The organism is Frateuria sp. GZRe14 (assembly GCF_051900395.1).
In the GTDB taxonomy this organism is placed as follows: Bacteria; Pseudomonadota; Gammaproteobacteria; order Xanthomonadales; family Rhodanobacteraceae; genus Frateuria_A; species Frateuria_A edaphi.
The window spans coordinates 3,030,908-3,054,630 of the sequence record NZ_JBHZGJ010000001.1; the positions used below are offsets into that span (position 1 = coordinate 3,030,908).

A 23,723-nucleotide genomic window follows, 5' to 3' on the forward strand; every position below is an offset into this window, starting at 1 on the left:
CCGCTTCCCTTCGGGGAGGGGTCGGGGCGAGGGCCGGCGCTCGTGAGGAATGTGCCCTTCCACGGAGCAAAGCCCACTCCAAACCTCTCCGTCGGCTTTGCTGCGGGGAGGCTGCTGGAGGTTATTCGCCCGCCTCCGCCTCCTGCCCGCCCAGCGCCTGGCGCATGGTGCGCAGCAACTGCTGGGTGTTGATCGGCTTGTCCACCAGGTAGAGCCGATCCAGCCGGGGCAACTCCTCCAGATCCGGCGGCGCCTCCGGCCGTGCCAGCAACAACACCGCCCGGCGATATCCGTGCTCGATCAGGGCCGCCAGCGTGCGCACGCCGGTGAACAGGTTCATGTCCGCGTCCATCACGACCAGATCGGGCACGCCGTGCGCCTCGATCCACTGCAGCGCGGCGGTGCCGCTCTGGCTGGCGTGCGGCTGGTATCCGTAGCCGTCCAGGACATCCACCAGCAACGACAGCGGGCCGGCTTCCTCCACCACCACCAGCACGCGTTCGGCTTCGCCCATCAGGCTTTCACCCTGCTCCTCCTGGGCCTCCGCTTCGACCTTGGGTTCCTCGATCGGGATGTACAGGTGAAAGGCCGTCCCCTTGCCCGTTTCGCTGTCCAGGCGCATGACGCCGTTGTGGCTGGCGACGATCCGCTGGCACGAGAGCAGCCCCAGGCCGGTGCCGGTTTCCTTGGTGGTGAAGAACGGCTCGAAGAGGTGTTCGCGCACCTCCGGCGGCATGCCCGGGCCGGTGTCGGCGACGGTCAGGCGCAGGTAGCGCCCCGCATGCGGCTGCTCCCCGGAAAGAAAGAAATCCTCGGCCAATTCGCACTCGCAGGCCTCGATGCGCAGGCTGCCTCCCGACTCGCCCATGGCCTGGATCGCGTTGAGGCAAAGGTTGAGCAGCGCCTGCTGCAGCTCCGTGTGGTTGCCTTCGACGGTGAGCTCGCGGTCGTCGACCTCCACGTCCATCTTCACCCCGCGCGGCACGCTACCGCGCAGCAGCAGACCCAGTGCATCCATCAGCGCGCCCACGCGTACCTGCTCGGCGCGCCGCGCGCCGCGAGCGAAGGAGAGCATCGACTGCACCATCTGCAGTCCGCGCCGGCCACAGTCGCGCACCAGTGTGCCCAGCCGCGCCAGGCGCGGATCCTCCTGGTAGTCCTGGAGGCTGTCGCCGGCCAGCAGCAGCGGTTGCAGCAGGTTGCGCAGGTCGTGGCTCAAGCCCCCGGCCAGCATGGCCAGGCTCTCGAAGCGTTGCGCGCGGATCAGTTCGGCCTCGGCGCGACGCTTGGCGCGCAATGCCTCGGCCTCCGCCAGCGCGCGGCGCACGGCGCTGGCCAGGCGGGTGGGATTCTGCTTGAGGATGTAGTCGGTGGCGCCGTTGCGCAGCGCTTCGACCGCCGCCTCCTCGCCCAGCGTCGCCGAGACGTAGATGAAAGGCAGGTCCTCGTCGTGCTGGCGCAACAGCTCCAGCGCGCGCTGGCCGGAGAAGCCGGGCAGGCTCAGGTCCGACAGCACGATGTCGGGCTGGAATTCCTCAAGACACGCGGTGTAGCCAGCCTCGTCGTCGACCAGGCGCACCTGGTACTCGATGCCATCGGCGTCCAGTTCGGCCTGGATCAACTCGGCATCGATCGGGTCGTCCTCGACCTGCAGGATGCGGATGGTGGGCAGCGGGCGTGTGGTGGCGTTGGGCATGCAGTCTATTGCGCTCCTGTTTCGTTCCGTCGTCCAGCACCCGAAGTCATTCGTGCTCCGGCAACTGGTTGAGCACGGCCCAGAACCGGCCCAGCGTCCGCACGGCCTCGAAGAACTGGTCCACGTCCACCGGCTTGATCACGTAGGCGTTCACGCCCAGGTCCCAGCTGCGCGCCAGGTCGCTCTCCTCGCGCGAGGAAGACAGGATCACCACCGGGATCAGGTGCCACCGCTCTTCGCCGCGCAGCCGGGTCAGGACCTCCAGCCCGTTCATGCGCGGCATCTTGATGTCGAGCAGGATCACCGACGGGTCGACGTCCTCGCGACCCTGCCAGGGGCCGCGGCACTGCAGGTAGTCCAGGCAGTCGACGCCATCTTCCACGTGCACCACGGGGTTGGCCAGATTGGCTTCGCGCAGCGCGTCCATGGCCATCTCGGCATCGGCCATGCTGTCCTCGACCAGCAGTACCGGACCCAGGTGACGATTGTTCATGACGGAAGCCTCGTAGTGCGCGCTTCGGCCAGTTCGGTGGCCGGCAGCGAAAAATGGAAGCTCGCACCGCGTTCCGGTTCGGCCTCGGCCCAGACTCGGCCGCCATGGCGCGCGACGATGCGGCGCACGTTGGCCAGCCCGATGCCGTTGCCGGGAAACTCGGAGGCGCGGTGCAGGCGCTGGAACACGCCGAACAGCTTGCCGGCGTATTCCATATTGAACCCCGCGCCGTTGTCGGCCACCGTGAAGACATATTCACCGTCGCGGTCACGGTTCACGTTGATGGCGATCTGCGCCACCTCGCGCCGGCCGGTGTACTTGACCGCGTTGCCGATCAGGTTCTGCCACACGGTGCGCAGCATGTTCTCGTCGCCGATCACGATCGGCAGCGGGCCGATGCTCCACTCGATGCGCCGCTCGCCTGCCTCCGACTCGGCCAGTGCACGCGCCTCGTCGACCAGCGACTGCGTATCCACGGCCTGCAGCCTGAGCGCGCCGCGCCCCAGGCGCGAGAACACCAGCAGGTCGTCGATCAGCTGCGCCATGCGCGTGGCAGAGGTGGAGATGACATCCAGATAATGGGCGGAGGTCTCGTCCAGGTGTTCGACCAGGTGCCGCTTGAGCTTGCCGGTGAAGCCGGCGATGTGGCGCAGCGGCGCGCGCAGGTCGTGCGAGACGGAATAGCTGAAGGCCTCCAGCTCGCGGTTGACGTCGGAAATCTGCGCCACCTTGCCTTCGAGCTGGCGGTTGAGCTCCTTCACCTGCTGCTCGACCAGCGCGCGCGCGGTGACGTCGCTGACAGTGAGCAGCAGCACCGGCGGTTCGCCCTCGTGCTGTTGCAGGCGCCGCGCGTTGACCATGACGTGGCGATCGATCCCGCCGACGGTGCGCTGGACCAGCTCGTAGTCCCACAGCTCGCGATCGTGCAGCATCACGTCGCGCAGGCGCTGCAGTAGCGCGCCGTCGGTCCAGGCGCCCTCGCCCACCTCCTGCAGCGGGCGCAACTCGCGCTGGTCCTCCTGCGGCAGGCCATACAACTCGCTGAAGGCGGTGTTGACCAGCAACGTGCACAGCTGCGCGTTGAGCAGGGCGATCGGCTCGCGCACCGCCTGCAGGATCATCTGCGCGCGGCGCACCGCCTGGCTCTCGCGCGTCTCGGCGCGCATGCGGCGGGCGATCTGGCGTTCGGACACGAGCACGATGATCGACAGCAGCACGATCTGCGCGATCGAGGTGATTCCCAGCACCAGCGCACTTTCGAACGCGCTGCGCCGCGCGTGCGCGCGACGCTCCATCAGCACGGTGCCCTCGTTGCGCACGACCGTATCGATCTGATCGTCCATCGGAAACAACGTGCCGGCATCGTGCAGCGCCGCCACCGCGCCGGCGCGATCGCCGTGCTGGATACGCGCGAGCGCCTGTTCGAGCAGCGCCAGGCGGCCGTTGACCACGTTGCCCAGCGCGCCGATCGCGGCCTGCTGGGTCGGGTTGTCGCGCGTCATGTCGCTCAGCTGGCCGAGCAGCGCGGGCACGTCGTTGCCGGCCTGGTGCGCCCTGTCGACCAGGCTGGGTTCCCTGGCGCCCTCCAGCAGGCGGAATATCGCCGCCTCGCTGCTGCGGGTGACATAGGCGATCCGATAGGTGAGCGACTTGACCTCGGAGGAGTGCGTGACCAGCTGGCCCGCTTCCATCGCGTCTTCGTGGCTGGTGCGCGTGGCCAGGTACGGCAGCAGAACGATCACCAGCACCGCGCACAGCAGCCCGACCATGCGCCACCGCGGCACGCGCCAGCGGTGCAGGCCGCGGCGAAGCTCGGGCAGCAGGGCGCGATGGCGGCTGGGCATGCGGGGAGGCTTCCTCACGGCGCGTCGACCAGGCGCAGCTTACGTCCTCTCGCCCCCGGCCGGTAAACGTATAATGAAAGCCTACGGCGCGTTAGGGCCGGGTGATGGCGGACTCCGGCGTAATTGCCGGCATGGCGTAGCCCGATCCCCCGTACCGAGGGTTCAGGCGCTCGCGTCCGTGGGTATCTGGCTACGCCCCGTGCCGGCCCCCTCTCCCTGCGGGGAGAGGGTTGCGGTGAGGGGTCGCGCTGGCCTTGAAACAGCCTGCCGGCACGCGCCCGGCCGGGAGCGATCTCACGGGCGCGCCGGCTCGGCCTGCATGCGGAAATGCAGATCCCCGCCGGCAAGGATCTGCCCGTGGCGCAGGAAGGGCTTGCCCAGCGGCTTGCCGTTCAACGTGACCTCGCCGACGTAGGGATGCGCGTCGTCCAGCGGCGCGGCGCTGACGGTGAAGACCTTGCCGTTGGTCAGGTGCAGCGTGGCCCGTTCGACGAACGGCCGGCCGATCGCGTACACGTCGCTCGCCGGTGTCACCGGATAGAAGCCCAGCGCGGTGAACACGTACCAGGCCGACATCTGGCCCAGGTCGTCGTTGCCCGAGAGCCCGTCCGGACGCGCCGCGTACTGGCTGTCCATGATCTGCTTGAGCCGCTGCTGCGTCTTCCACGGCGCGCCGGCGTAGTCGTACAGGTAGGCGATGTGGTGGCTGGGTTCGTTGCCGTGGGCGTACCAGCCGATCAGTCCGGTGATGTCCTCCACGTGCTTGAAGTGCGCCGGGTCGACTTTGGCGTCGAACAGCGCGTCCAGTTTCGCCACGAACTTCGCGTTGCCGCCCATCGCCCCGATCAGGCCCGGCACGTCTTGCGGCACGTACCACGAATACTGCCAGGCGTTGCCTTCGGTGAAGTCGCTGCCGTAACCGGCGGCCGTGGGATCGAACGGTTCGCGGAACTTGCCGTCGGCGAGGCGCGCGCGCATGAAGCCGGTCCCGGGATCCCAGGCGTTCTTCCAGTTGCCGGCGCGTTTGCCGAAGGTGGCGGCGACATCGTCCCGCCCCATCGCCCGGGCCATCTGCGCCAGCGACCAGTCGTCGTAGGCGTATTCGAGCGTCTTGGAGGCGCCCTCGGGCTCGCGGTCGATCGGCACGTAGCCGAGTTTCATGTAGTCGGCCAGGTCGCCATAGGGGGCGTAGGTGGCGCTTCCGACCATGGCGTCCAGGGCTTTGCCCGCATCGAAGCCGCGCACGCCCTTGATGTACGCGTCGGCGATCACCGGCACGGCGTGGTAACCGATCATGCACCAGGTCTCCAGGCCCTGGTACGCCCACACCGGCAGGATGCCGAACGGGCTGGCCTCGCGCGCTGCGATGAGGGAGCGGACGAAGTCGCTGCTGCGCTCGGGAGCGAGCAGCACCATGAGCGGCTGCTGCGCGCGGTAGACGTCCCACAGGGACCAGGTCGAGTAGAACTCGTAGCCCTTGGCCTGGTGTACCGCGTGGTCGGGGCCGCGGTACTGGCCGTTGGCGTCCATGCTCAGCGTGGGCGAGAGCATCGCGTGGTAGAGCGCGGTGTAGAACTGCTTGCGCACGGTTGCCGGTGCGTCGACGTCGACCACCGCCAGCGCCTTGTCCCAGGCGGCCTTCGCCTGCGCGCGGCGGGCATCGAAGTCCCAGCCCTTGCCGTCCGCGTCCAGGTTGGCAACCGCATTGGCGGCGCTGACCGGCGAGATCGCCACCTTCACTTCCAGCGGCTTGACCAGCGTGCCGAAGTCGAACACGCCGACCAGCGCGCGGCCGTTCTGCGCGTCGTGGTCCACAGGCTGGTTGCCCGGTCCCTTGAAGCCCTTGTAGGCGACATCGTTCTCGCGGTCGTACAGCGTGCGCGCGGTGACCGGCTGGTTGAAGCGCATGGCGAAGCACAGTTCGCGCCCCGGCGCCCAGCCGCGCGTGGTTCGGCAGCCGGTCACGGTGCCGTCGTCGGCCACCTGCACGTTCGACCACAGCACCTTGCCCGGGTAGTCGTAGATGCTCGGGCGCAGGTCCAGCAGCAGGTGGGCGCTCTTGCCCGCGGGGAAGGTATAGCGATGCCAACCCACGCGGCGGCCGGCAGTGAGCTCGGCGCGGATGCCGTAGTCGGCCAGGGTCACGGCGTAGTAGCCGGCCTGCTCGACCTCGGTGGCATGGTCGAAGCGCGAGCGGTAGCCGCTGCCGGGCCTGGCCGGGTCGCCCGGTTCCAGCTTCACCTCGCCGGCGATCGGCATCACCAGCACGTCGCCCAGGTCCGAGTGCCCCGAACCGGAGAAGTGCGTATGCGAGAAGCCCAGGATGCTGCCGTCGCCGTACTGGTAGCCGGCGGCCCATTTGTAGGCGTGCTTGAAATCCGGCATCGCCGTGTCGGGCGACAGCTGGATCATGCCGAAGGGCACCGTGGCGCCGGGAAAGGTGTGGCCGTCGCCGCCGGTGCCGATGCGCGGATCGACATCGCCCGCATGGCCGGTGGCGGCGAGCGCGACGCCGGGCGAGAGGGCCAGGGCGAAAACGAGGCGGGACAGGCGAAGGGCCATCTGAAAGGCTCCGTTTGGATCGTTCCAAATTCCAACGCTAACAGCGCGCGCCGCGCGGCGCATGTTGCGCTGCGTGAAGCCGCTGGTGTCATGATCGGCTAGATTTGGATCGTTCCAAACCGCTTATCCCACCGGGTGCCCAATGGACAGCAACACCCCACTCGGCCGCAAGGTCACCGTGAGCGACATCGCCGCCGGCTGCGGCGTCTCGCGCGCGACCGTCTCACTGGTGCTGCGTGGCAGCCCGCTGGTGAACAAGGACACCCGTGCGCGCGTCGAAGAGGAACTGCGCAGGCAGGGCTACGTCTACAACCGCGCCGCCGCCAACCTGCGCCGGCGCACGTCCTCGTCGATCGCGCTGGTCATCAACGAACTGGCCAACCCGTTCTTCGCCGAATTCGCCGCGGGCGTGGACGACGTGGTCGGCGAGGCAGGCATGGTCACCCTGCTCGGCTCGTCCAGCGAATCGCCCAAGCGCGAGCAGGCGGTGCTCGGCTCGCTGATCGAACACGGACCGGGCGGCATCATCCTCTCGCCCGCCGAGGGCAGCGACGCCAGCCAGGTGCTGGCCGCGGTCGGCGCGCGCACGCCGCTGCTGGTGTTCAACCGCGAGCTCACCGGTGAACAGCCCGAATACGCGCATTGGGATTCACTGGCACTGGACAACCAGCAGGGCGCGCGCGAGGCCACCGCGCATCTGGTCGAGCAGGGTCACCGGCGCATCGCCTTTTTCGGCGGGCACGGCGACTCCTCGTCGTGCCGCCAGCGCCGCATCGGCTATCGCGAGGCGATGAAGGCCGCCAAATTGCCGGTGGACTCCCACTGGGAAGTCGAATGCCTGCCCACGCGCCTGGATGCGGCCCGCTGCGCCGAGGCGCTGTTCGCGGCCGGGCCCGCGCCCACCGCGGCGGTCTGCTACAACGACGCGGTGGCGCTGGGCCTGATGCACGGACTGGTCGAACGCGGGCTCACGCCGGGACGCGACTTCGCCCTCACCGGCTTCGACGACATCGCCGAAGCCGCGCTTGCCACCCCTTCACTTACCACCCTCGCCGCCGCACCGCGCGCACGCGGTCGCCAGGCCGCGCAGATGCTGCTCGAACGCCTGCGCGACCCCGAAGCCGAAACGCGGCGCATCGTCGCCCCCGTACGCCTGGTGATCCGCGCCAGCAGTTGCCCGCCCACCGCCTGACCAGGACTTAAGGAGTCCCCATGGCCATCATGCAAGCTCCCAACCGGTCGCCCGCCGCTCCCGCCGACGGGTCGCGCGAGCGCTACACCCACTATCCCGCGGCGCTCGCGGTGGTCACCACGATCTTCTTCATGTGGGGCTTCCTGACCTGCCTCAACGACATTCTCATTCCGCACCTGAAGGCGCTGTTCGAACTGAACTACAAGCAGGCGATGCTGGTGCAGTTCACCTTCTTCGGCGCCTATTTCCTGATGTCGCTGCCCGCCGGGCGGCTGGTAGCACACCTGGGATACAAGCTCGGCATCGTCGCGGGCCTGGCGATCGCCGGCGTGGGCGCCGCCGGCTTCTGGCCGGCCGCGGGGCTGCATTCCTACCCGGCCTTCCTCGGTGCGCTGTTCGTGCTCGCCACCGGCATCACGGTGCTGCAGGTGGCCGCCAACCCCTACGTGGCGCTGCTCGGGCCCGAGCGCACCAGCTCCAGCCGGCTCACGCTGGCGCAGGCGCTCAATTCGTTCGGCACCTTCCTCGCACCCCATTTCGGCGGGCTGCTGATCCTGTCGGTGGCGGTAAAGAGTTCGCTGGAAGTCACCCAGCTCTCGCCCGCCGAGCAGCTGGTCTACCGGGCGCAGGAAGCGCAGGCCGTGCAAGGGCCCTACCTGGGCCTGGCTATCGCGCTGTTCGTGCTGGCGGTGCTGGTGTACCTGTTCCGCCTGCCCACGTTGGAGGAGGCCACCGAACAGGCCGACCGCGGGCACCACACGCTGCTCGATGCGCTGCGCATCCCGCACGTCCTGTTCGGCGTGATCGCGATCTTCTGCTATGTGGGCGCGGAGGTGGCCATCGGCAGCTTCATGGTCAACTACCTGTCGCTGCCGCAGATCGGCAACATGCACGAGACCACCGCCGCGACCTACGTGTCCTACTACTGGCTGGGCGCGATGATCGGCCGCTTCGCCGGTTCCTGGCTGATGACCCGCTACTCGCCGCGCGCGCTGCTGGCCTTGTTCGCCGCGATCAACATCGCGCTGCTGGCGGTCACCATGAGCACCGCCGGCATGACCGCCGCCTGGAGCATCGTGGCGATCGGCCTGTTCAACTCGATCATGTTCCCGACCATCTTCACGCTGGGCATCGAGCGGCTCGGGCCCCTGACCGAGAAGGCTTCGAGCCTGCTGATCATGGCCATCGTGGGCGGTGCGGTGATTCCGTTCGCGCAGGGCGCGCTGGCCGACGCGATCGGCGTGCAGGCCGCCTTCATCCTGCCCGTCGTGTGCTACGCCTACATCGTGTTCTACGGCCTGCGCGGTTCGCGCATCGCCGGTGCGTCGCTGGAGGGTCGATGAGCCGTCCGATCCTCTGCTTCGGCGAAGCGCTGATCGATTTCCACGCCGAGGCTGCCGGCGCGAACGGCTTCCCGCGTGCGTTCGTGCCCTTTGCCGGCGGCGCTCCGGCCAACGTGGCGGTGGCGGTGGCGCGACTGGGCGGCGCGGCGCGCTTCGCCGGCATGCTCGCGCACGATCCGTTCGGCGATTTCCTGCTCGACAGCCTGCAACGCGCCGGCGTGGGCGTGGCCGACGTGGCGCGCACGGACGAAGCCAACACGGCGCTGGCCTTCGTCAGCCTCGATGCGCGCGGCGAGCGCAGCTTCAACTTCTATCGGCCACCCTCGGCGGACCTGCTGTTCCGCCCCCGGCATTTCCGTGCGGAGGCGTTCGACGACCTCGCCGTGTTCCATGTCTGTTCCAACAGCATGACCGACCCCGACCTGGCCGAGACCACCCGCGAGGGCATGCGCCGCGCGCAGGCCGCCGGCGCGCTGGTGAGCTTCGATCTCAACCTGCGGCCGGCGCTGTGGCCGCGGGAGTCGAACCCGCGACCGCTGGTGTGGCCTGCGCTGCACCTGGCGGACGTGGTCAAGCTGTGCGCCGAGGAGTTCGCCTGGCTGGCCGAGGACGGCGCGCTGCTCAACCGCCTGTGGCGCGGTCGCACGCGCCTGCTGGTGGTCACCGACGGCCCGCGGCCGCTGCGCTGGTTCCGCCGAGACGCGACCGGCGAGTTGCCCTGCCCGCAGGTCGAGGCGGTCGACACCACCGCCGCGGGCGATGCTTTCGTCGGCGGCCTGCTGTACAAGCTCGCCACGCTCGGGAACGCGGACGCCTTCGATGCGTTGTTGCGTGACGAGCCTTCTCTGCACGCGATGCTCGCCTTCGCCGCCGCCTGCGGCGCGCTCACCGTCACCCGCCAGGGCTCGTTCACCGCGATGCCGAGCGCGGCGGAAGTCGACGCCTTCCTGGAGTCACACCGATGACCACCCTGCCCGACTTCCGCAGCGAGAGCTTCCTGCGCGAGCACATCGCCCGGACCATGGCGTTCTACCACCCGCGTGCGATCGATCCGGCCGGCGGCTTCTTCCACTACTTCAAGGACGACGGCACGATCTACGACCGCCGCCATCGCCACCTGGTCAGCAGCACGCGCTTCGTTTTCAACTACGCGCTGGCCGCGATCGAATTCGAGGACACCGATTACCTCGAAGCCGCGCGCCATGGCCTGCGCTACCTGCGCGACGTGCACCGCGACCCCGTCACCGGCGGCTACGCCTGGACCATCTGCGACGGCGAGCCCGAGGACCGGACCAACCACGCCTACGGCGTCGCCTTCGTGCTGCTGGCCTGCGCCAGCGCGCTGCGCGCGGGGCTGGTCGAAGCGGAGCTGTGGATGGACGAAACCTGGGCGCTGCTGGAAAAGCGCTATTGGGACGCCGAGGCCGGCCTCTACCGCGACGAGGCCGACGCGAACTGGCACTTCTCCTCCTACCGCGGCCAGAACGCCAACATGCACATGTGCGAGGCGATGCTGGCCGCCTATCAGGCCAGCAACGACGTGCGCTACCTCGACCGCGCGCTGCTGCTGGCCGATCACATGACCCGCCGCCAGGCGGCCAAGGCCGGCGGTCTTGTATGGGAGCACTACGACACGGACTGGAACATCGACTGGGACTACAACCGCGACAACCCGCGCCACCTGTTCCGCCCGTGGGGCTTCCAGCCCGGCCACCAGACCGAGTGGGCCAAGCTGCTGGTGATCCTCGAATCGCACCTGGCCGAGCGCGGCCGCGAGGAGCGCTGGCTGCTGCCGACCGCGCGCCACCTGTTCGACACCGCGCTGATGCGCGCGTGGGATCCGAAGCACGGCGGCATCCATTACGGCTTCGCACCCGACGGCAGCATCTGCGACCCGGACAAGTACTTCTGGGTGCAGGCCGAATCGCTGGCCGCCGCGGCGCTGCTGCACGCCCGCACCGGCGAGGCGGTGTATGACCAGTGGTACGAGCGTCTGTGGACGTACGCGTGGCAGCATTTCGTCGACCACGAACACGGCGCGTGGTACCGCATCCTCACCCACGACAACCGCAAGTACGACGACGAGAAGAGCCCGGCCGGCAAGGTCGACTACCACACCATGGGCGCCTGCCACGAAGTGCTCGCGCTGATCCGCGCCGGCAGCCAACCATGAACAGGGGATTTTCGATGAAGGCACTCGCAGTCTGCATGGCCGGCGCGCTGGCACTGGCTACCACCCTCGCCGCGGCGGCCGACGCCCCGCGCTACGATCCGCTCCAGACTTTCGCGCCGTTCGCCTACCCCGATCCAGTCAACGCCTATCGCTCGGCCGACGGCAAGCCCGGCCCTCTGTTCTGGCAGAACCGCGCCGACTACACCATCGAGGCGACGCTGGACCCCGCCAGCCGCCTGCTGACCGGCCGCGAAACCATTACCTATACCAACCACAGCCCGAGCGCGCTGGACGTGCTCTGGCTGCAACTGGACCAGAACCGCTACAAGCCCGATGCACGCGGCGCTTTCACCAGCGAGTTCCCGACCGAGTTCACCGACGGCTACAAGATCGCCTCGGTGGAGGTGGAAGACGGCAGCGGCCGCCTGCAACCGGTGCAGTGGGTCGTTTCCGATACCCGCATGCAGCTGCGCCTGCCCGAAGCGGTCAGACCCAAGGGCGGCAGCGTGCGCGTGCACATCGCCTGGAGCTTCACCGTGCCGGGCGAGTTCGGCGGCCGCATGGACGTCAACGCCAGCAAGAACGGCGACATCTTCGAGATCGCCCAGTGGTACCCGCGCCTGTGCGTCTACGACGACCTGCGCGGGTGGGACACCGCGCCTTACCTCAACAGCGAGTTCTACCTGGAATACGGCGACTTCGATTACAAGGTCACCGTGCCCGCGGACATGATCGTGGCCGGTTCCGGCGAACTGGTGAACCCGCAGGAGGTACTCACCCAGACCCAGATCAAGCGCCTGGACGAAGCCCGTCACAGCGACAAGACGGTGATGATCCGCACGCCCGCCGAGGTCACCCAGCCGTCCAGCCGTCCGAAGCAGGGCGGCACGCTGACCTGGCACTTCCGCATGCACGACACGCGCGACGTGGCGTTCGGCGCATCCAAGGCGTACGTGTGGGACGCCGCGCGCATCAACCTGCCGCACGGCAAGACCGCGCTGGCGATGTCGGTCTACCCGGTCGAGAGCGAATGGAGCCGCGCCACGGAATTTCTCAAGGCCTCGGTCGAGTACTTCTCCAAGGAATGGTTCGCCTATCCGTGGCCGGTGGCGATCAATGAAGCCGGCACCGCCGGCGGCATGGAATACCCGGGCATCACCTTCGACCACAAGCGCGCCAAGGGCGGCGGCCTGCACGGCCTGATCGCGCACGAGATCGGCCACACCTGGTTCCCGATGATCGTCGGCTCCAACGAGCGCCGCCATGCCTGGATGGACGAGGGTTTCAACACCTTCGTCGACATTTACGAGGACGAAGCTTTCAACCACGGCGAGTTCGCGCCCAAGCGCGACGGCGAGTACGCGCCGCACAAGGGCAATCCCGCCGACGAGATCGCCCAGGTGATTGCCGATCCCGAGGCGCCCGCCCTGCTCAACGGCGCGGACGAAACGAGCGAGAAGTACCGCCACCCGATCAGCTACTTCAAGAGCGCCTTCGGCCTGGTGCTGCTGCGCGAACAGATCCTGGGACCGGAGCGGTTCGACGATGCCTTCCGCAAGTACATCGCCACCTGGGCCTTCCATCATCCCTCGCCGTCGGATTTCTTCCGCTTCATGGAAAGCGAATCGGGCGAGGACCTGGGCTGGTTCTGGCGCGGCTGGTACCAGCACAACTGGACGTTCGACATGGCGGTACGCAAGGTCGAGCCGGTCGAAGGCGGGTGGTCGCACGGCGCCGCGGTGACCGTGGCGAACCTGGACCGGCTCGTCCTGCCCACTACGCTGCGGCTGACCTATGACGACGGCAGCACCAGGGACCTGCGCGTGCCCGTGGAGACCTGGCAGCAGCATCGCGAATACGTGGTACGGGTGGCTGGATCCCGCAAGGTCGTGTCGGCAGCGCTGGATCCGGCGCACGCGCTGCCGGAAGCCAATCGCGCCAACGACGTGTTGAAGGTGAAGTAACCCGCGAACGTCCACCATCCGCCTGAGTGAACCTTCCCCGTGAAACGGGAAGGTTCACTCAGGCGGAGCTTCGACAGCCGTCCCTTTCCCCGTTTGCGGGAAGGTGCCCGTGGGGGTGTGGGAGCCCGAGGTCTCAGCCCTTCGGTAGCCGCTGCTGCGCCTTGGCCATATCCTCCCAGGGATCGGTCTTCAGGTTCCGCGCCCGTTCGAGCGCCGCCTGCATGCCAAATGCGGCGCCGCCTCCGACCTTTCCCAATTCCTCCCACCGCAACGGCATCGCCACCGGCGCGCCCACGCGCGCCCGCAACGACCAGCTGCACACGCTGGTCGCGCCGCGCGCGTTGCGCAACCAGTCGATGAAGATCTTGCCTTCCCGCTGCGCCTTGCTGGCCGTGGCGATGTAGCGATCGGGCGCGCGCTCGACCATCGCGTCGGCCACCCGTTCGCAGAAGTCCTTCACCGCCTGCCAGCCAGGCCCGCGCCGGAACGGCACCACCACGTGCAATCCCTTGCCGCCGCTGGTGCGCACAAAGCTCGCCAGCTGCATCCCGTCCAGCAGGTCGCGGATGCCGCGCGCCCCCTCCACCACCGCCTCCCACGCCACACCGGGCGCGGGGTCCAGGTCCAGCACGATGCGGTCGGGCGAATCGGGCTTGTCCACGCGCGAGCCCCAGGGATGGAACTCGATGGTGTTCATCTGCACCAGCTGCAGCAGGCCCTTGCGGTCGCGGATATAGACGTAGTCGTCCTCGCCGCCGCCCTTTTCCTCCAGCGCGATGGGACGCACGCTGGAGCCGAGCTTGGCCGCGTGGTGTTTCTGGAAAAAGCACGCGCTGTCGGTGCCGCCGGGACAGCGCACCATCGACAACGGGCGGTTGACCAGTTCGGGCAGGATCCAGTCGGCGACCGCCGCGTAATAGGCGGCGACCTCGCCCTTGGTGATGCCGTCGTCCGGATAGACCACGCGCGCGGGGTGCGTGATCCGGACGCCGGCAACGTCGACGGGTTTGTCCGTCCGCGGGCGATGGCTGGCGGCGGTTTCGCTGGAGGATTCGCGCATGCTCACGTCACTCGCGAGCCCTGTTACAGGAGTTGCCGAAGACGTGCATCACCCGGCCTTGCGCCCCTTGCGCGTGGACGTGGCCTTTTTTGCCGGGCTCTTGCGCGAGGCCTTCTTGGCCGCCGGCTCGGCCTTTTTCGCGGCTGCCTTCTTCGCCGCGGGCTTCTTCTCCGTCTTTTCCTCGTCCTTGCCCTTGGCCGGCGTGCGCTGCTTGCCCTCGATGCTCTTCTTCAAGAGCGCCATGAAATCGACCACGTTGGTGGTGGCATTGGCGTGCGCGGGCTCCTCTTCCTCCAGCGTGGTGGTGACGCCCTTGCTCTTGAGCCGCTGCTCGATCACCGCGGTCAAACGCTCGCGGAACTCGTCCTTGTATTTTTCCGGCTCGAACTTGCCCGACATCGACTCGATCAGCTCGCCCGCCATGTCCAGCTCGCGGTCGCTGATGCGGTATTCCGAAGCCGCCTTGTCCGGCAGCGCGTACTCGTCGGCATCGACCAATTCCTGGGGGAAGCGCAACAGGACCAGCATCAGGGCCTCGTCCTGCGGCATCACCGCGCACAGGTATTCGCGCGTACGGATCACCACCCGCGCGATGCCGATCTTGCCGGTGCGCTTGAGCGTCTCGCGCAACAGCACGTAACCCTTCTCGGCCTTCTTCCCGGGCACCAGGAAATAGGGCTTCTCGAAGTACGCGGGCGTGAGCTGGCCGGCGTCGATGAAGGTATCGATCTCCACCGTCTCGTGCGCTTCGGCGGCGGCACTGCGGATGTCCGATTCCTCAAGCACCACGTAGTTGCCCTTGGAATATTCGTAGGCCTTGACGATGTCTTTCCAAGGCACCTCTTCGCCCGATTCGGCGTTGACGCGCTCGTAACGCACCGGCTGGTTGTTGCGCTGGTCGAGCATGCGGAAATGCAGGTCGACCTTGCGCTCGGCGGTCATCAGGCGGATCGGGACATTCAGCAACCCGAACGACAGCGTGCCGGTCCAGATGGGGCGAGCCATGGCCGACCTCCATGAGTGGCGGGTCTGGAGGTTTGACACGCGGGGCGTGCATGAAACGCCAAGGCTTCCCGCTGGCACCCACGCCAACGATCGTCCAGACTTGGCCTGATGAGCGCCCTGCCCGCCACCGCCCGCCTGCTTGCCTGTGCCGCGCTGCTGTTGCCGCTGGCAGCCGGCGCATCGGAGCACCGGTACCGCTACGACACGGTGCACAGCCAGATCCTCTTCAGCGTGAGCCACGACGGCTACTCGCGCCCGTTCGGCCGGCTTCACATCGCCCGCGGCTGGCTCCGTTTCGACCCGGACGACTGGAGCCGGGCCGCGACGGAGCTGGACATCGACCTGGCCAGTCTCGACATGGGCGACCCCGACTGGAACCAGGCGGTGCTCGAACCGCGTTTCCTCGACGTGGCCAAGGCACGCTACGCGCATTTCGCCAGCACCGGGGTCGAACGCACCGACGACAGCCACGGCGTGCTGCACGGCGAGCTCACCTTGCGCGGCGTCACCCGTCCGCTGGACATTCCGTTTACGTTCAACCGCCAAGCGCGCACCATCTTCGGCATGCACACCGTCGCCGGTTTTTCCGCCACCGCCATGCTCGACCGCACCCGCTTCGGCCTGACCACCAGCACCGGCTCGATTGGCCGGAACATATCCGTATGGCTTGAAATCGAGGCCATCCGCGAGGACCGCACCCGCCGCCCGGAGAGCGCAGATGCTTCGCAATGACGAGTGGCGTTGGGGCGCCGTCGCCAAGTTTTTCCACTGGACCATTGCGTTGCTGATCCTGGGCAACGGGGTGTTCGGCCTGCTGATGGACCTGGCCAGTTCGCCAATGCAGAAGGTCAACTGGATGGCCTTGCACAAGTCGATCGGCCTGACCGTTCTGGCGCTGTTCGTGCTGCGCCTGCTTTGGCGGGCATTCAACCGCCCGCCGCGCGAGCTGCCGGCGCCACGCTGGCAGCTCTGGGCCGCAAGGGTGGTGCACGCGGCGCTATACCTGCTGGTGGTCGCGCTGCCGCTTTCGGGCTGGTGGTTCAACTCGGTGCGCGGCTATCCGCTGCAGTTCTTCAAGCTGTTCAACCTGCCCGCGATCGCGGCCAAGAACCCCGACCTGCGCCGGTTGTCGCACGAAGTGCACGAATACCTGTTCTGGATCCTGCTGCTGGTGCTGCTCGCCCACGTCGGCGCGGCGCTCAAGCATCATGTGCTCGACAACGACGACGTGTTGCGCCGCATGTGGCCGTTCGCCCGCCTCCGCCAAGGCGCCAAAGGAGATTCCGCATGACCCGACCTGCCCTGCGGCGCCTGGTTGCGCTGCTGATCTGTCTGGCCCTGCCCGTGGCCGCCTCGGCGACCGATTACCGCGTGCTGCAGGACCAGAGCACGCTCGGCTTCACCGCTACCTTCCAGGGCGCGCCGTTCCAGGGCAGCTTCGCGCAGTGGCATGCCGCGATCCGGTTCGATCCGGCGCATCTGGCCGGCTCGAAGTTCGACGTCACGGTGGACACCACCAGCGCCAGCACCGGCGATCCGGATCGCGACGGCGCGCTTCCCGGCGCGGATTTCTTCAACGCGACCCGTTACCCGCAGGCGCATTACGTGGCGACCGAGTTCGTCCGGGCCGGCACGCACGTGATCGCCCGCGGCCAGCTCGACTTGCGCGGCGAGGTCCATCCGCTCAGCCTTACCGTGACCTTCACCCCGCAGCCGGGCGGCACCACGCTGATGGACGTCAGCGGAACGCTCAAGCGGCTGGCTTATGGCGTGGGCGGGGGCGAATATGCCGATACATCGGTGATCGGCGACGACGTGACAGTCAACGCGCACCTGGTGCTCGCCCCGAAATAGAGCCCGCCCCGCCCTGAAAGCGAGGAGGCACGGCGTGGCTAGCCGCCCACGAGCGCTCGCACAGCTGCCGCGTCGAACGGCCAATCCAGCTCCCGCCCGTCCCGCGCATCGCGCAGCACCGGCACCCGCGTGCCGTAGCGCGCCTCCAGCGCCTCGTCGTCATCCACCCACACGCTGTCGAACTCCGGCGCCCGCGCCTCGGCGAGCACGGCGAGCGCCTGGTCGCACAGGTGGCAGTAGTCGCGCTGGTAGAGAACGAGGTCGGCCATGCGGCGGCGAATGGACTGCCAAACGTGAAGGGGGCGCGTAGAATAACGGGTTCCCCCCGTTCACCGCAGCGCATCCATGGCCGTCAGCGTTTTCGACATCTTCAAGATCGGCATCGGGCCGTCGTCTTCGCATACGGTCGGGCCGATGCGTGCGGCCGCCCGCTTCGGCGAGCGCTGGCTGGAGGAGAAGGGCGTGCTCGACCGCGTCGCCCGCGTGCGCGCCGAGCTCTACGGTTCGCTGGCGATGACCGGTCGCGGCCACGGCACCGACAAGGCGGTGCTGCTTGGCTTCGAAGGCCACCATCCGGACACCATCGATGCGGACCTGATTCCCGACATCCTGGCACGCATCCGCGCCAGCGGCCGGCTGCGCGTGCTCGGCAAGCACGACATCGTCTTCGACGAGAAGGCGGACCTCGTCTTCAACAAGCGCCAGAAGCTGCCCTTCCACACCAATGGCATGCGCTTCACCGCCTACGACGCTGAAGGCCACGAGCTCGCCACGCGCGACTACTACTCGGTGGGCGGCGGCTTCGTGGTCAACCAGGACGAGGCAGCCGAAGACCGCATCGTCGCCGACACCACCGTGCAGCCCTACCCGTTCTCCAGCGGCGACGAACTGCTCGCGGCCTGCGAGCGCCACGGCCTGACCATCGCCCAGCTGATGATGGCCAATGAAAGCGTGTGGCGCCCGGAAGCGGAAACCCGCGCCGGCCTGCTCACCATCTGGAAGGCCATGGCCGACTGCGTCTCGCGCGGCCTGCGTTCCCCCGGCACCCTGCCCGGCGGCCTGCACGTCGCGCGCCGCGCGCCGGCGATGGCCGAGGAACTGCGCAACCAGCCCGAAGCGGCGCTCAAGGACCCGCTCACCATCCTGGACTGGGTGAACCTCTACGCGCTGGCCGTCAACGAGGAAAATGCCGCCGGCGGCCGCGTGGTCACCGCGCCGACCAACGGCGCCGCCGGCATCGTGCCCGCGGTCGGCCACTACTACCTGCGCTTCTGCCCCAAGGCGGACGAGAACGGCATCGTCGACTACCTGCTGACCGCCGCCGCGATCGGCATTCTCTACAAGGAAAACGCCTCGATCTCCGGCGCCGAAGTCGGCTGCCAGGGCGAGGTCGGTGTTGCCTGTTCGATGGCTGCCGGCGGCCTCACCGCCGCGCTGGGCGGCAGCGTCTGGCAGGTCGAGAACGCCGCCGAGATCGGCATGGAACACAACCTCGGCCTCACCTGCGACCCCATCGGCGGCCTGGTGCAGATCCCCTGCATCGAGCGCAACGCCATGGGCTCGGTCAAGGCCATCAACGCCAGCCGCATGGCGCTCAAGAGCGACGGCAAGCACCGCGTGAGCCTGGACAAGGTCATCAAGACCATGCGCGACACCGGGCGCGACATGAAGGACAAGTACAAGGAAACCAGCCGCGGCGGTCTCGCTGTCAACGTCATCGAGTGTTGAACGCCCGGCTTTCCCCCTCGGGAACCCCAACCGGCCTGCGCTTTCAGCACCGTCCCGGCACGATGATCGCGCCGGTAGGCGGGTTTGGGTGCCGCAAGGTAGTTGGACATTGGGGACGTCACGGCCCGGCCTGCCTGGGATTCCGCTTCCAGCCAGAGCAGGTGGACCCATAGCGTCGCAACGGTCTCCGGACCGGCACGGTTATCCGCGCGGCAGCCGACAGTTCCGACTAGGCCGGATGACGGCGAAGGTTCGTCATGCATCAAGCATGGTGCGGACCTTCCGCAGCAGATGCTCGATCTCGAACGGCTTGACCACCATGTCCATGCCGGGACCGAGGAACTTCTCGCGCGTCAGCGCGTTTTCCGCGTAGCCGGTGATGAACAGGATCGGCAGGTGCGGGCGGAGCCCGCGCGCGATATCGGCCAGGTCGCGACCGTTCATGCCGGGCAGACCGACGTCGGTGACAAGCAGGTCCAGGCTCTCGTCGCCGCGCAGGACCCGCAGCGCCGATTCAATATCGGCCGCACGCGAGCAGCGGTAGCCCGCCTCGCCGAGCAGCTCGGCCACCAGCATGCGCACCGTCGACATGTCCTCGACCAGCAGGATGTGTTCGCCGTTGCCCCGTGCGACCACCTGCGGCAGCGTCACGGTCGGGCGCGCCTCGGCCTGCTCGGCCGGGACCAGCAGCGTCACCTCGGTGCCCTGGCCCTCGGTGCTGGCGATGCGGACCAGGCCGCCGGACTGCCGCGCGAAGCCGTAGATCATCGAAAGACCCAGGCCGGTGCCCTTGCCGCTCGGCTTGGTGGTGAAGAACGGTTCGAATACCTGTTCCAGCAATTCGGGCGGAATGCCGCAACCGTTGTCCCGCACGCTGAGGGCGATGTACTGGCCATCGGCCAGTTCGTGGTCGGCGCGGATATGCACGCCGCTGGTGCTGACGCAGACATAGCCGTTGTCCTGCAGCGCGTCGCACGCGTTGATCACCATGTTGAGCACGGCATTCTCGAGCTGGCTGACGTCGATGCGCGCCACCATCGGTTCGCTGGCCAGCTCGAAACGCAGCTCGACCCGCTCGCCCATGGTGCGATGGAGCAGGTCCCTGAGCGAGCGAACGTGCTCGTTGATATCCACTGGCCTGGCGTCGAGCGGTTGCTGCCGAGCGAAGGCGAGCAGCCGGTGGGTGAGCGCGGCCGCGCGGCGCGCCGATTCGAGCGCGATGTCCGAATAGCGCTGTATGTCGAGGCTGCCTTCCTCGACGCGTCGGTTGATCAGCTCGATGCCGGTGATGATGCCGGTCAGCAGGTTGTTGAAATCGTGCGCGATGCCCCCGGTCAGGCGGCCGAGCGCATCCATCTTCTGCGCCTGGCGCAGCTGTGCCTCGGTGTGCGCATGTTCCTCGACCTCGCGTGCCAGGCGGGTGGTGGCCGACGTCAGCGCCTCCTGGTGCTGGCGCTCGCGCTGGCGTTGCTCGGTGACGTCCTCGACAAAGATCAACCCCAGGCCCGGCGCCCGGTACGGCACCACGCGCCATTCGGTTTCGCGCAGGGCGCCGCCGGCGCGCACGATCAGCATGCCCTGCCATCGCTCGCCCGCGAGCAGGCTCGAACTCAGTGCTTCCAGTGCCTGGGCCTGGCCCTCGTCAAAGCAGTCGGCCAGACGCGGCAGGTGTGCGTCGGACGGAATCAGCCGGGCGAACGCCGGATTGCTCTCATGCACGCGCAGGTCTGCGTCGAGCACGGCGATGGGCGCCGCCACGTGGGAAAAGATCTCGCGGAAACGCGCCTCGCTTTCGCGCAGTTCGCGCTCGGTGTCGCGCACGCGCAGCAGCGTACGCAGCGTGGCCATCAGCACGTCCGGGTCGACCGGATGCACCAGGTAGGCGTCGGCACCTGCATTCAGGCCAGTGATCACGTCGCCGGTGGCGATCGAGGAGGCCGATACGTGCACCACCGGCAGCAGGGCGGTGTGCGGCTGCTGGCGGAGCTGCCGGACCACGTCGAAGCCGCTCGTGTCGGGCAGGTTGACGTCCAGGATCAGCGCATCGACCGGGTGCGCCTGCAGCAGCGCCAGTCCCTCGCCGCCGGTCGCCGCCTCCAGCACGAGGCAGCCGCGACGCTCCAGGACGCGCTTGACGGCGTAGCGCGTGGCGACGTTGTCATCCACCACCAGCAGGCGGATTTCCTCAGCCATCGGCATGCTCCCCAGGCAGGACGGTGGGAATGATCACGTAAAACACCGAACCATGCCCGGGCTCGCTCTCCAGCCCGACCCGGCCGCCCAGCAACTGGCTGAAGCGCTTGCACAGGGACAGGCCCAGCCCGGTGCCTCGGAGCCGCTGTTGCAGTGGCGAATGGACCTGGGTGAAATCCTCGAACAGCTTGGCGTGCATGTCCTCGGGGATGCCGATGCCGGTGTCCTTCACCGAGAACCGCACTTCGCCGGGACCTTCCACGCTCGCGGTCACGCGCACCTCGCCCTGCAAGGTGAACTTCAGCGCATTGGCGATGAAGTTGCGCAGGATCTGCGCCAGCTTCTTGTCGTCGGTGTACAGCTTGGGGATCCCGTGCGGCTCCTCGAACACCAGGTCGACCGCGGTGCCACCGGCGATCGGGCGGAACATGCCGCGCAGCGCGGCGAACAGGTCGACCATCTCGAACCACGCCGGCGCAATGGTGATGCGGCCCGCCTCGATCTTGGCCAGGTCCAGCAGGTCGTCGACCATCGCACTCAGCTCGCTTGCCGCGTTCTGCACGAAGTCGACCTGCTTGTGCTGCTCCTCGTTGAGCGGGCCATCCAGTTCGTCGCTGAGCAGGCGCACGATGCTCAGGATCGAGCCGAGCGGCGTGCGGAATTCGTGGCTCATGTAGGAGAGGAACCGGCTCTTCAGATCCGAGGCCTGGCGCAGTTCCTCGGCCTGCGTGTCCAGCTCCGCGTAAAGCGCGAGCACGCCCCGGTTGGTCTCGTCCAGTTCCGCGCGCAGATCCGCGGCCTCTTCGCGCAGGCGCGCGAGTTCGGTGGCAGGGGATTCGGGCAAATCAGACACGCTTCGCCTCCAGGGCTAGGACCAGGACGGTGGCATCGTCCCGGCCGCGGCAGTAGTCGCGATGCAGGAGGGCCGCGATCACCGCCGGATGGCGCTGCCACAGGCCCGGATAATCGCCCAGGCGCCAGCGCGATTGAAGTCCGTCGCTGTGCATCACCAGCAGTTGGCCGGCGACGTGCGGATAGTCGAACGCATGCGCCTTGCGGAACTGCGCGCCGACGATGCCCGGATGCGACGCCAGCCCGCGGCTGGATTCCCCGCCCACCAGGCAGGCGGCGATGTTGCCGATACCGGCGAAGCGCAGCAGGCCCAGGCCATCGTGGCGCGCGAACGCCACCGCCCCACCGCGGGTGCCAGCCATGCGTTGATGCGCGCGCTCGAGCAGTACCTCCGGCGCATCGAACGGCGATTCGGCGAACGCCCCGGCGCCCGCCTCCGCGGCTTCGGCGGCCTGCGGACCGTGGCCGAGCCCGTCGGCGACCATTGCGCTCGTCCGGGTTCCGTCGATGGCCAGCCGCCAGCTGTCGCCGCTGATGCTCTCCCCGTGCAGCGCGTGATGGCTGACGCCATAGCGGTAATCCGTCCCGGCCGGCGTGCCGCGCGGGTAGAGCCGCGCCAGCACCACGGCGCCGCGCGCATCGGCATAGGCGTCGAACACCTGCGCCTGGCGCGTGAGCGCGCTCAGCCCGATGCCTTGGGTGCCGCGCGTGGAATAGCCGTCCACCAGGCAATGCGCCAGGTCGAAACCCGGACCGCGGTCGACCGCGACGATTTCCAGCCCCGACCCATCGCGCCCGGCCACCATCGAAAGATGCAGCGCGCCGCGTTTGGCGTGCTTGAGCACATTGCTGGCCAGTTCCGTGGCGACCAGCGCCGCGCGACCGGTGTCGGCCTCGTCGAATCCGGCCCGCTGCGCCCATTGCATGGCCACCCGCCTGGCGTGGCCGACCTGGCTGGCATCTTCCAGCGCGAGCACCAGGGTGGGTGCGCCGGTCTGCCCTATGTCCATCGGGCGATGGTGACGCGGGTGCCCTTGCCGGGCGCGCTGTCCAGCTCGAATTCGTTGACCAGCCGCTTGGCCCCGGTCAGACCCAGGCCCAGCCCGCTGCCGGAAGTCCAGCCATCGGTCATGGCCAGCTTGAGGTCGGCGATGCCCGGGCCCTGGTCGCGGAAGACCAGGCGCACGCCACTGCGCACGCCGTCTTCCAGGATCTCCCAGTCCATGTCGCCGCCACCACCGTAGATCACGGCATTGCGCGCCAGTTCGCTGGCCGCGGTGATCAGCTTGGTCTGGTCGACCAGACGCAGACCGCACTCCTGCGCCACGCGGCGCACGGCCTGGCGGGCCAGCACGACGTCCTGTTCGACGCGAACCGGCATGGTGCCGCGGTTGCGTACGTTCATTGGGCGGCCACGCGTTCGCGCAGCAGTTTCATGCCCCGCTCGACGTCGAGCGCCGTACTCACGCCGGGCAGGGTCAGGCCGAGCTCCACCAGGGTGATCGCCACTTCCGGCTGCATGCCGACCAGCACCGTGTGGGCATCCATGATGCGCGACTGCGCCGAGATGGTGCCGATCATGCGGCCGATGAACGAATCGACCATGTCCAGCGCCGAGATGTCGATCAGCACCCCACGCGCGGTGGTCTTGCTGATGCGCTCGGCCAGGTCCTCCTGCAGGGTCAGCGCGAGCTGGTCGTGCATGTCCACCTGGATGGTCACCAGCAGGAACTCGCCCATGCGCAGGATCGGAATGCGTTCCAT

At 68.2% G+C, this 23,723-nt stretch carries 21 protein-coding genes; 9 read left to right on the forward strand and 12 right to left on the reverse strand.

Annotated features, from left to right (window positions below; all coding sequences use genetic code 11):
- Positions 1-121: 121 nt before the first annotated feature.
- The 4 genes from ACFWZ1_RS13865 to ACFWZ1_RS13880 form a co-directional block, all read right to left on the reverse strand.
- Positions 122-1,696, reverse strand: a complete 1,575-nt coding sequence (locus ACFWZ1_RS13865; RefSeq protein WP_231321345.1) for a hybrid sensor histidine kinase/response regulator — start codon at positions 1,694-1,696, stop codon at positions 122-124.
- A gap of 46 nt (positions 1,697-1,742) precedes the next feature.
- On the reverse strand, positions 1,743-2,189 hold the full coding sequence (locus ACFWZ1_RS13870; protein ID WP_231321346.1) for a response regulator: 447 nt from the start codon (positions 2,187-2,189) through the stop codon (positions 1,743-1,745).
- Positions 2,186-3,958: an ATP-binding protein gene (locus tag ACFWZ1_RS13875; protein ID WP_425600847.1), complete on the reverse strand. Its 1,773-nt coding sequence runs from the start codon at positions 3,956-3,958 to the stop codon at positions 2,186-2,188. The genes ACFWZ1_RS13870 and ACFWZ1_RS13875 overlap by 4 nt, the downstream gene beginning before the upstream one ends.
- Before the next feature lie 369 nt (positions 3,959-4,327).
- The gene (locus tag ACFWZ1_RS13880; protein WP_439666818.1) at positions 4,328-6,595 is read right to left on the reverse strand and encodes a GH92 family glycosyl hydrolase; all 2,268 of its coding nucleotides are present in this window, start codon (positions 6,593-6,595) and stop codon (positions 4,328-4,330) included.
- A gap of 142 nt (positions 6,596-6,737) precedes the next feature.
- Between ACFWZ1_RS13880 and ACFWZ1_RS13885 the strand changes: the two genes are divergently transcribed.
- The 5 genes from ACFWZ1_RS13885 to ACFWZ1_RS13905 are packed head-to-tail and all read left to right on the forward strand — an operon-like array spanning position 6,738 to position 13,267.
- A complete protein-coding gene (locus tag ACFWZ1_RS13885; RefSeq protein WP_231321349.1) occupies positions 6,738-7,787 on the forward strand; it encodes a LacI family DNA-binding transcriptional regulator in 1,050 nt (349 codons plus the stop codon).
- 20 nt (positions 7,788-7,807) lie between these two features.
- The gene (locus ACFWZ1_RS13890; protein ID WP_439666819.1) at positions 7,808-9,130 is read left to right on the forward strand and encodes a sugar MFS transporter; all 1,323 of its coding nucleotides are present in this window, start codon (positions 7,808-7,810) and stop codon (positions 9,128-9,130) included.
- Positions 9,127-10,095 (forward strand): carbohydrate kinase family protein, encoded by a 969-nt coding sequence (locus tag ACFWZ1_RS13895; RefSeq protein WP_439666820.1) that lies wholly within the window; start codon positions 9,127-9,129, stop codon positions 10,093-10,095. The genes ACFWZ1_RS13890 and ACFWZ1_RS13895 overlap by 4 nt, the downstream gene beginning before the upstream one ends.
- Positions 10,092-11,303 (forward strand): AGE family epimerase/isomerase, encoded by a 1,212-nt coding sequence (locus ACFWZ1_RS13900; protein ID WP_439666821.1) that lies wholly within the window; start codon positions 10,092-10,094, stop codon positions 11,301-11,303. The genes ACFWZ1_RS13895 and ACFWZ1_RS13900 overlap by 4 nt, the downstream gene beginning before the upstream one ends.
- A 14-nt stretch (positions 11,304-11,317) precedes the next feature.
- Entirely contained in the window at positions 11,318-13,267 is a 1,950-nt protein-coding gene (locus ACFWZ1_RS13905) for a M1 family metallopeptidase (RefSeq protein ID WP_439666822.1), read from the forward strand.
- Positions 13,268-13,400: 133 nt separating this feature from the next.
- Here the strand turns inward: ACFWZ1_RS13905 and ligD are convergent, their stop codons facing one another.
- Complete coding sequence (gene ligD / locus ACFWZ1_RS13910; RefSeq protein ID WP_439666823.1) at positions 13,401-14,327, reverse strand: non-homologous end-joining DNA ligase; 927 nt, start codon at positions 14,325-14,327, stop codon at positions 13,401-13,403.
- A gap of 48 nt (positions 14,328-14,375) precedes the next feature.
- On the reverse strand, positions 14,376-15,332 hold the full coding sequence (locus tag ACFWZ1_RS13915; protein WP_231321355.1) for a non-homologous end joining protein Ku: 957 nt from the start codon (positions 15,330-15,332) through the stop codon (positions 14,376-14,378).
- A gap of 108 nt (positions 15,333-15,440) precedes the next feature.
- On the opposite strand from ACFWZ1_RS13915, the gene ACFWZ1_RS13920 reads away from it, so the two are divergent.
- Genes ACFWZ1_RS13920 through ACFWZ1_RS13930 form a run of 3 tightly spaced genes read left to right on the forward strand, consistent with a single transcriptional unit; the run spans position 15,441 to position 17,186 of the window.
- Positions 15,441-16,064 carry a YceI family protein gene (locus tag ACFWZ1_RS13920; protein ID WP_439666824.1) on the forward strand — a complete coding sequence of 208 codons (624 nt, stop codon included), beginning with the start codon at positions 15,441-15,443 and terminating at the stop codon, positions 16,062-16,064.
- Entirely contained in the window at positions 16,051-16,623 is a 573-nt protein-coding gene (locus ACFWZ1_RS13925) for a cytochrome b (protein ID WP_231321359.1), read from the forward strand. Before ACFWZ1_RS13920 ends, ACFWZ1_RS13925 begins: the two co-directional genes overlap by 14 nt.
- A complete protein-coding gene (locus ACFWZ1_RS13930) occupies positions 16,620-17,186 on the forward strand; it encodes a YceI family protein (RefSeq protein WP_439666825.1) in 567 nt (188 codons plus the stop codon). The genes ACFWZ1_RS13925 and ACFWZ1_RS13930 overlap by 4 nt, the downstream gene beginning before the upstream one ends.
- 38 nt (positions 17,187-17,224) lie before the next feature.
- Here ACFWZ1_RS13930 and ACFWZ1_RS13935 read toward each other — a convergent pair whose 3' ends face one another.
- The gene (locus tag ACFWZ1_RS13935) at positions 17,225-17,455 is read right to left on the reverse strand and encodes a glutaredoxin family protein (protein ID WP_231321363.1); all 231 of its coding nucleotides are present in this window, start codon (positions 17,453-17,455) and stop codon (positions 17,225-17,227) included.
- A gap of 76 nt (positions 17,456-17,531) precedes the next feature.
- Here ACFWZ1_RS13935 and ACFWZ1_RS13940 point away from each other — a divergent pair, with 76 nt between their 5' ends.
- A complete protein-coding gene (locus ACFWZ1_RS13940; protein WP_231321365.1) occupies positions 17,532-18,914 on the forward strand; it encodes an L-serine ammonia-lyase in 1,383 nt (460 codons plus the stop codon).
- 255 nt (positions 18,915-19,169) lie between these two features.
- On the opposite strand, the gene ACFWZ1_RS13945 is transcribed toward ACFWZ1_RS13940, so the two are convergent.
- Genes ACFWZ1_RS13945 through ACFWZ1_RS13965 form a run of 5 tightly spaced genes read right to left on the reverse strand, consistent with a single transcriptional unit; the run spans position 19,170 to position 23,723 of the window.
- Positions 19,170-21,107, reverse strand: coding sequence for a response regulator (locus tag ACFWZ1_RS13945; RefSeq protein ID WP_439666826.1), 1,938 nt, complete (start codon positions 21,105-21,107; stop codon positions 19,170-19,172).
- Positions 21,100-21,960 carry a sensor histidine kinase gene (locus ACFWZ1_RS13950; RefSeq protein ID WP_231321368.1) on the reverse strand — a complete coding sequence of 287 codons (861 nt, stop codon included), beginning with the start codon at positions 21,958-21,960 and terminating at the stop codon, positions 21,100-21,102. Before ACFWZ1_RS13950 ends, ACFWZ1_RS13945 begins: the two co-directional genes overlap by 8 nt.
- On the reverse strand, positions 21,953-22,969 hold the full coding sequence (locus ACFWZ1_RS13955; RefSeq protein WP_231321369.1) for an ATP-binding protein: 1,017 nt from the start codon (positions 22,967-22,969) through the stop codon (positions 21,953-21,955). Before ACFWZ1_RS13955 ends, ACFWZ1_RS13950 begins: the two co-directional genes overlap by 8 nt.
- The gene (locus tag ACFWZ1_RS13960; protein WP_231321370.1) at positions 22,960-23,364 is read right to left on the reverse strand and encodes an anti-sigma regulatory factor; all 405 of its coding nucleotides are present in this window, start codon (positions 23,362-23,364) and stop codon (positions 22,960-22,962) included. The genes ACFWZ1_RS13955 and ACFWZ1_RS13960 overlap by 10 nt, the downstream gene beginning before the upstream one ends.
- Positions 23,361-23,723 (reverse strand): STAS domain-containing protein, encoded by a 363-nt coding sequence (locus tag ACFWZ1_RS13965; protein ID WP_231321371.1) that lies wholly within the window; start codon positions 23,721-23,723, stop codon positions 23,361-23,363. Before ACFWZ1_RS13965 ends, ACFWZ1_RS13960 begins: the two co-directional genes overlap by 4 nt.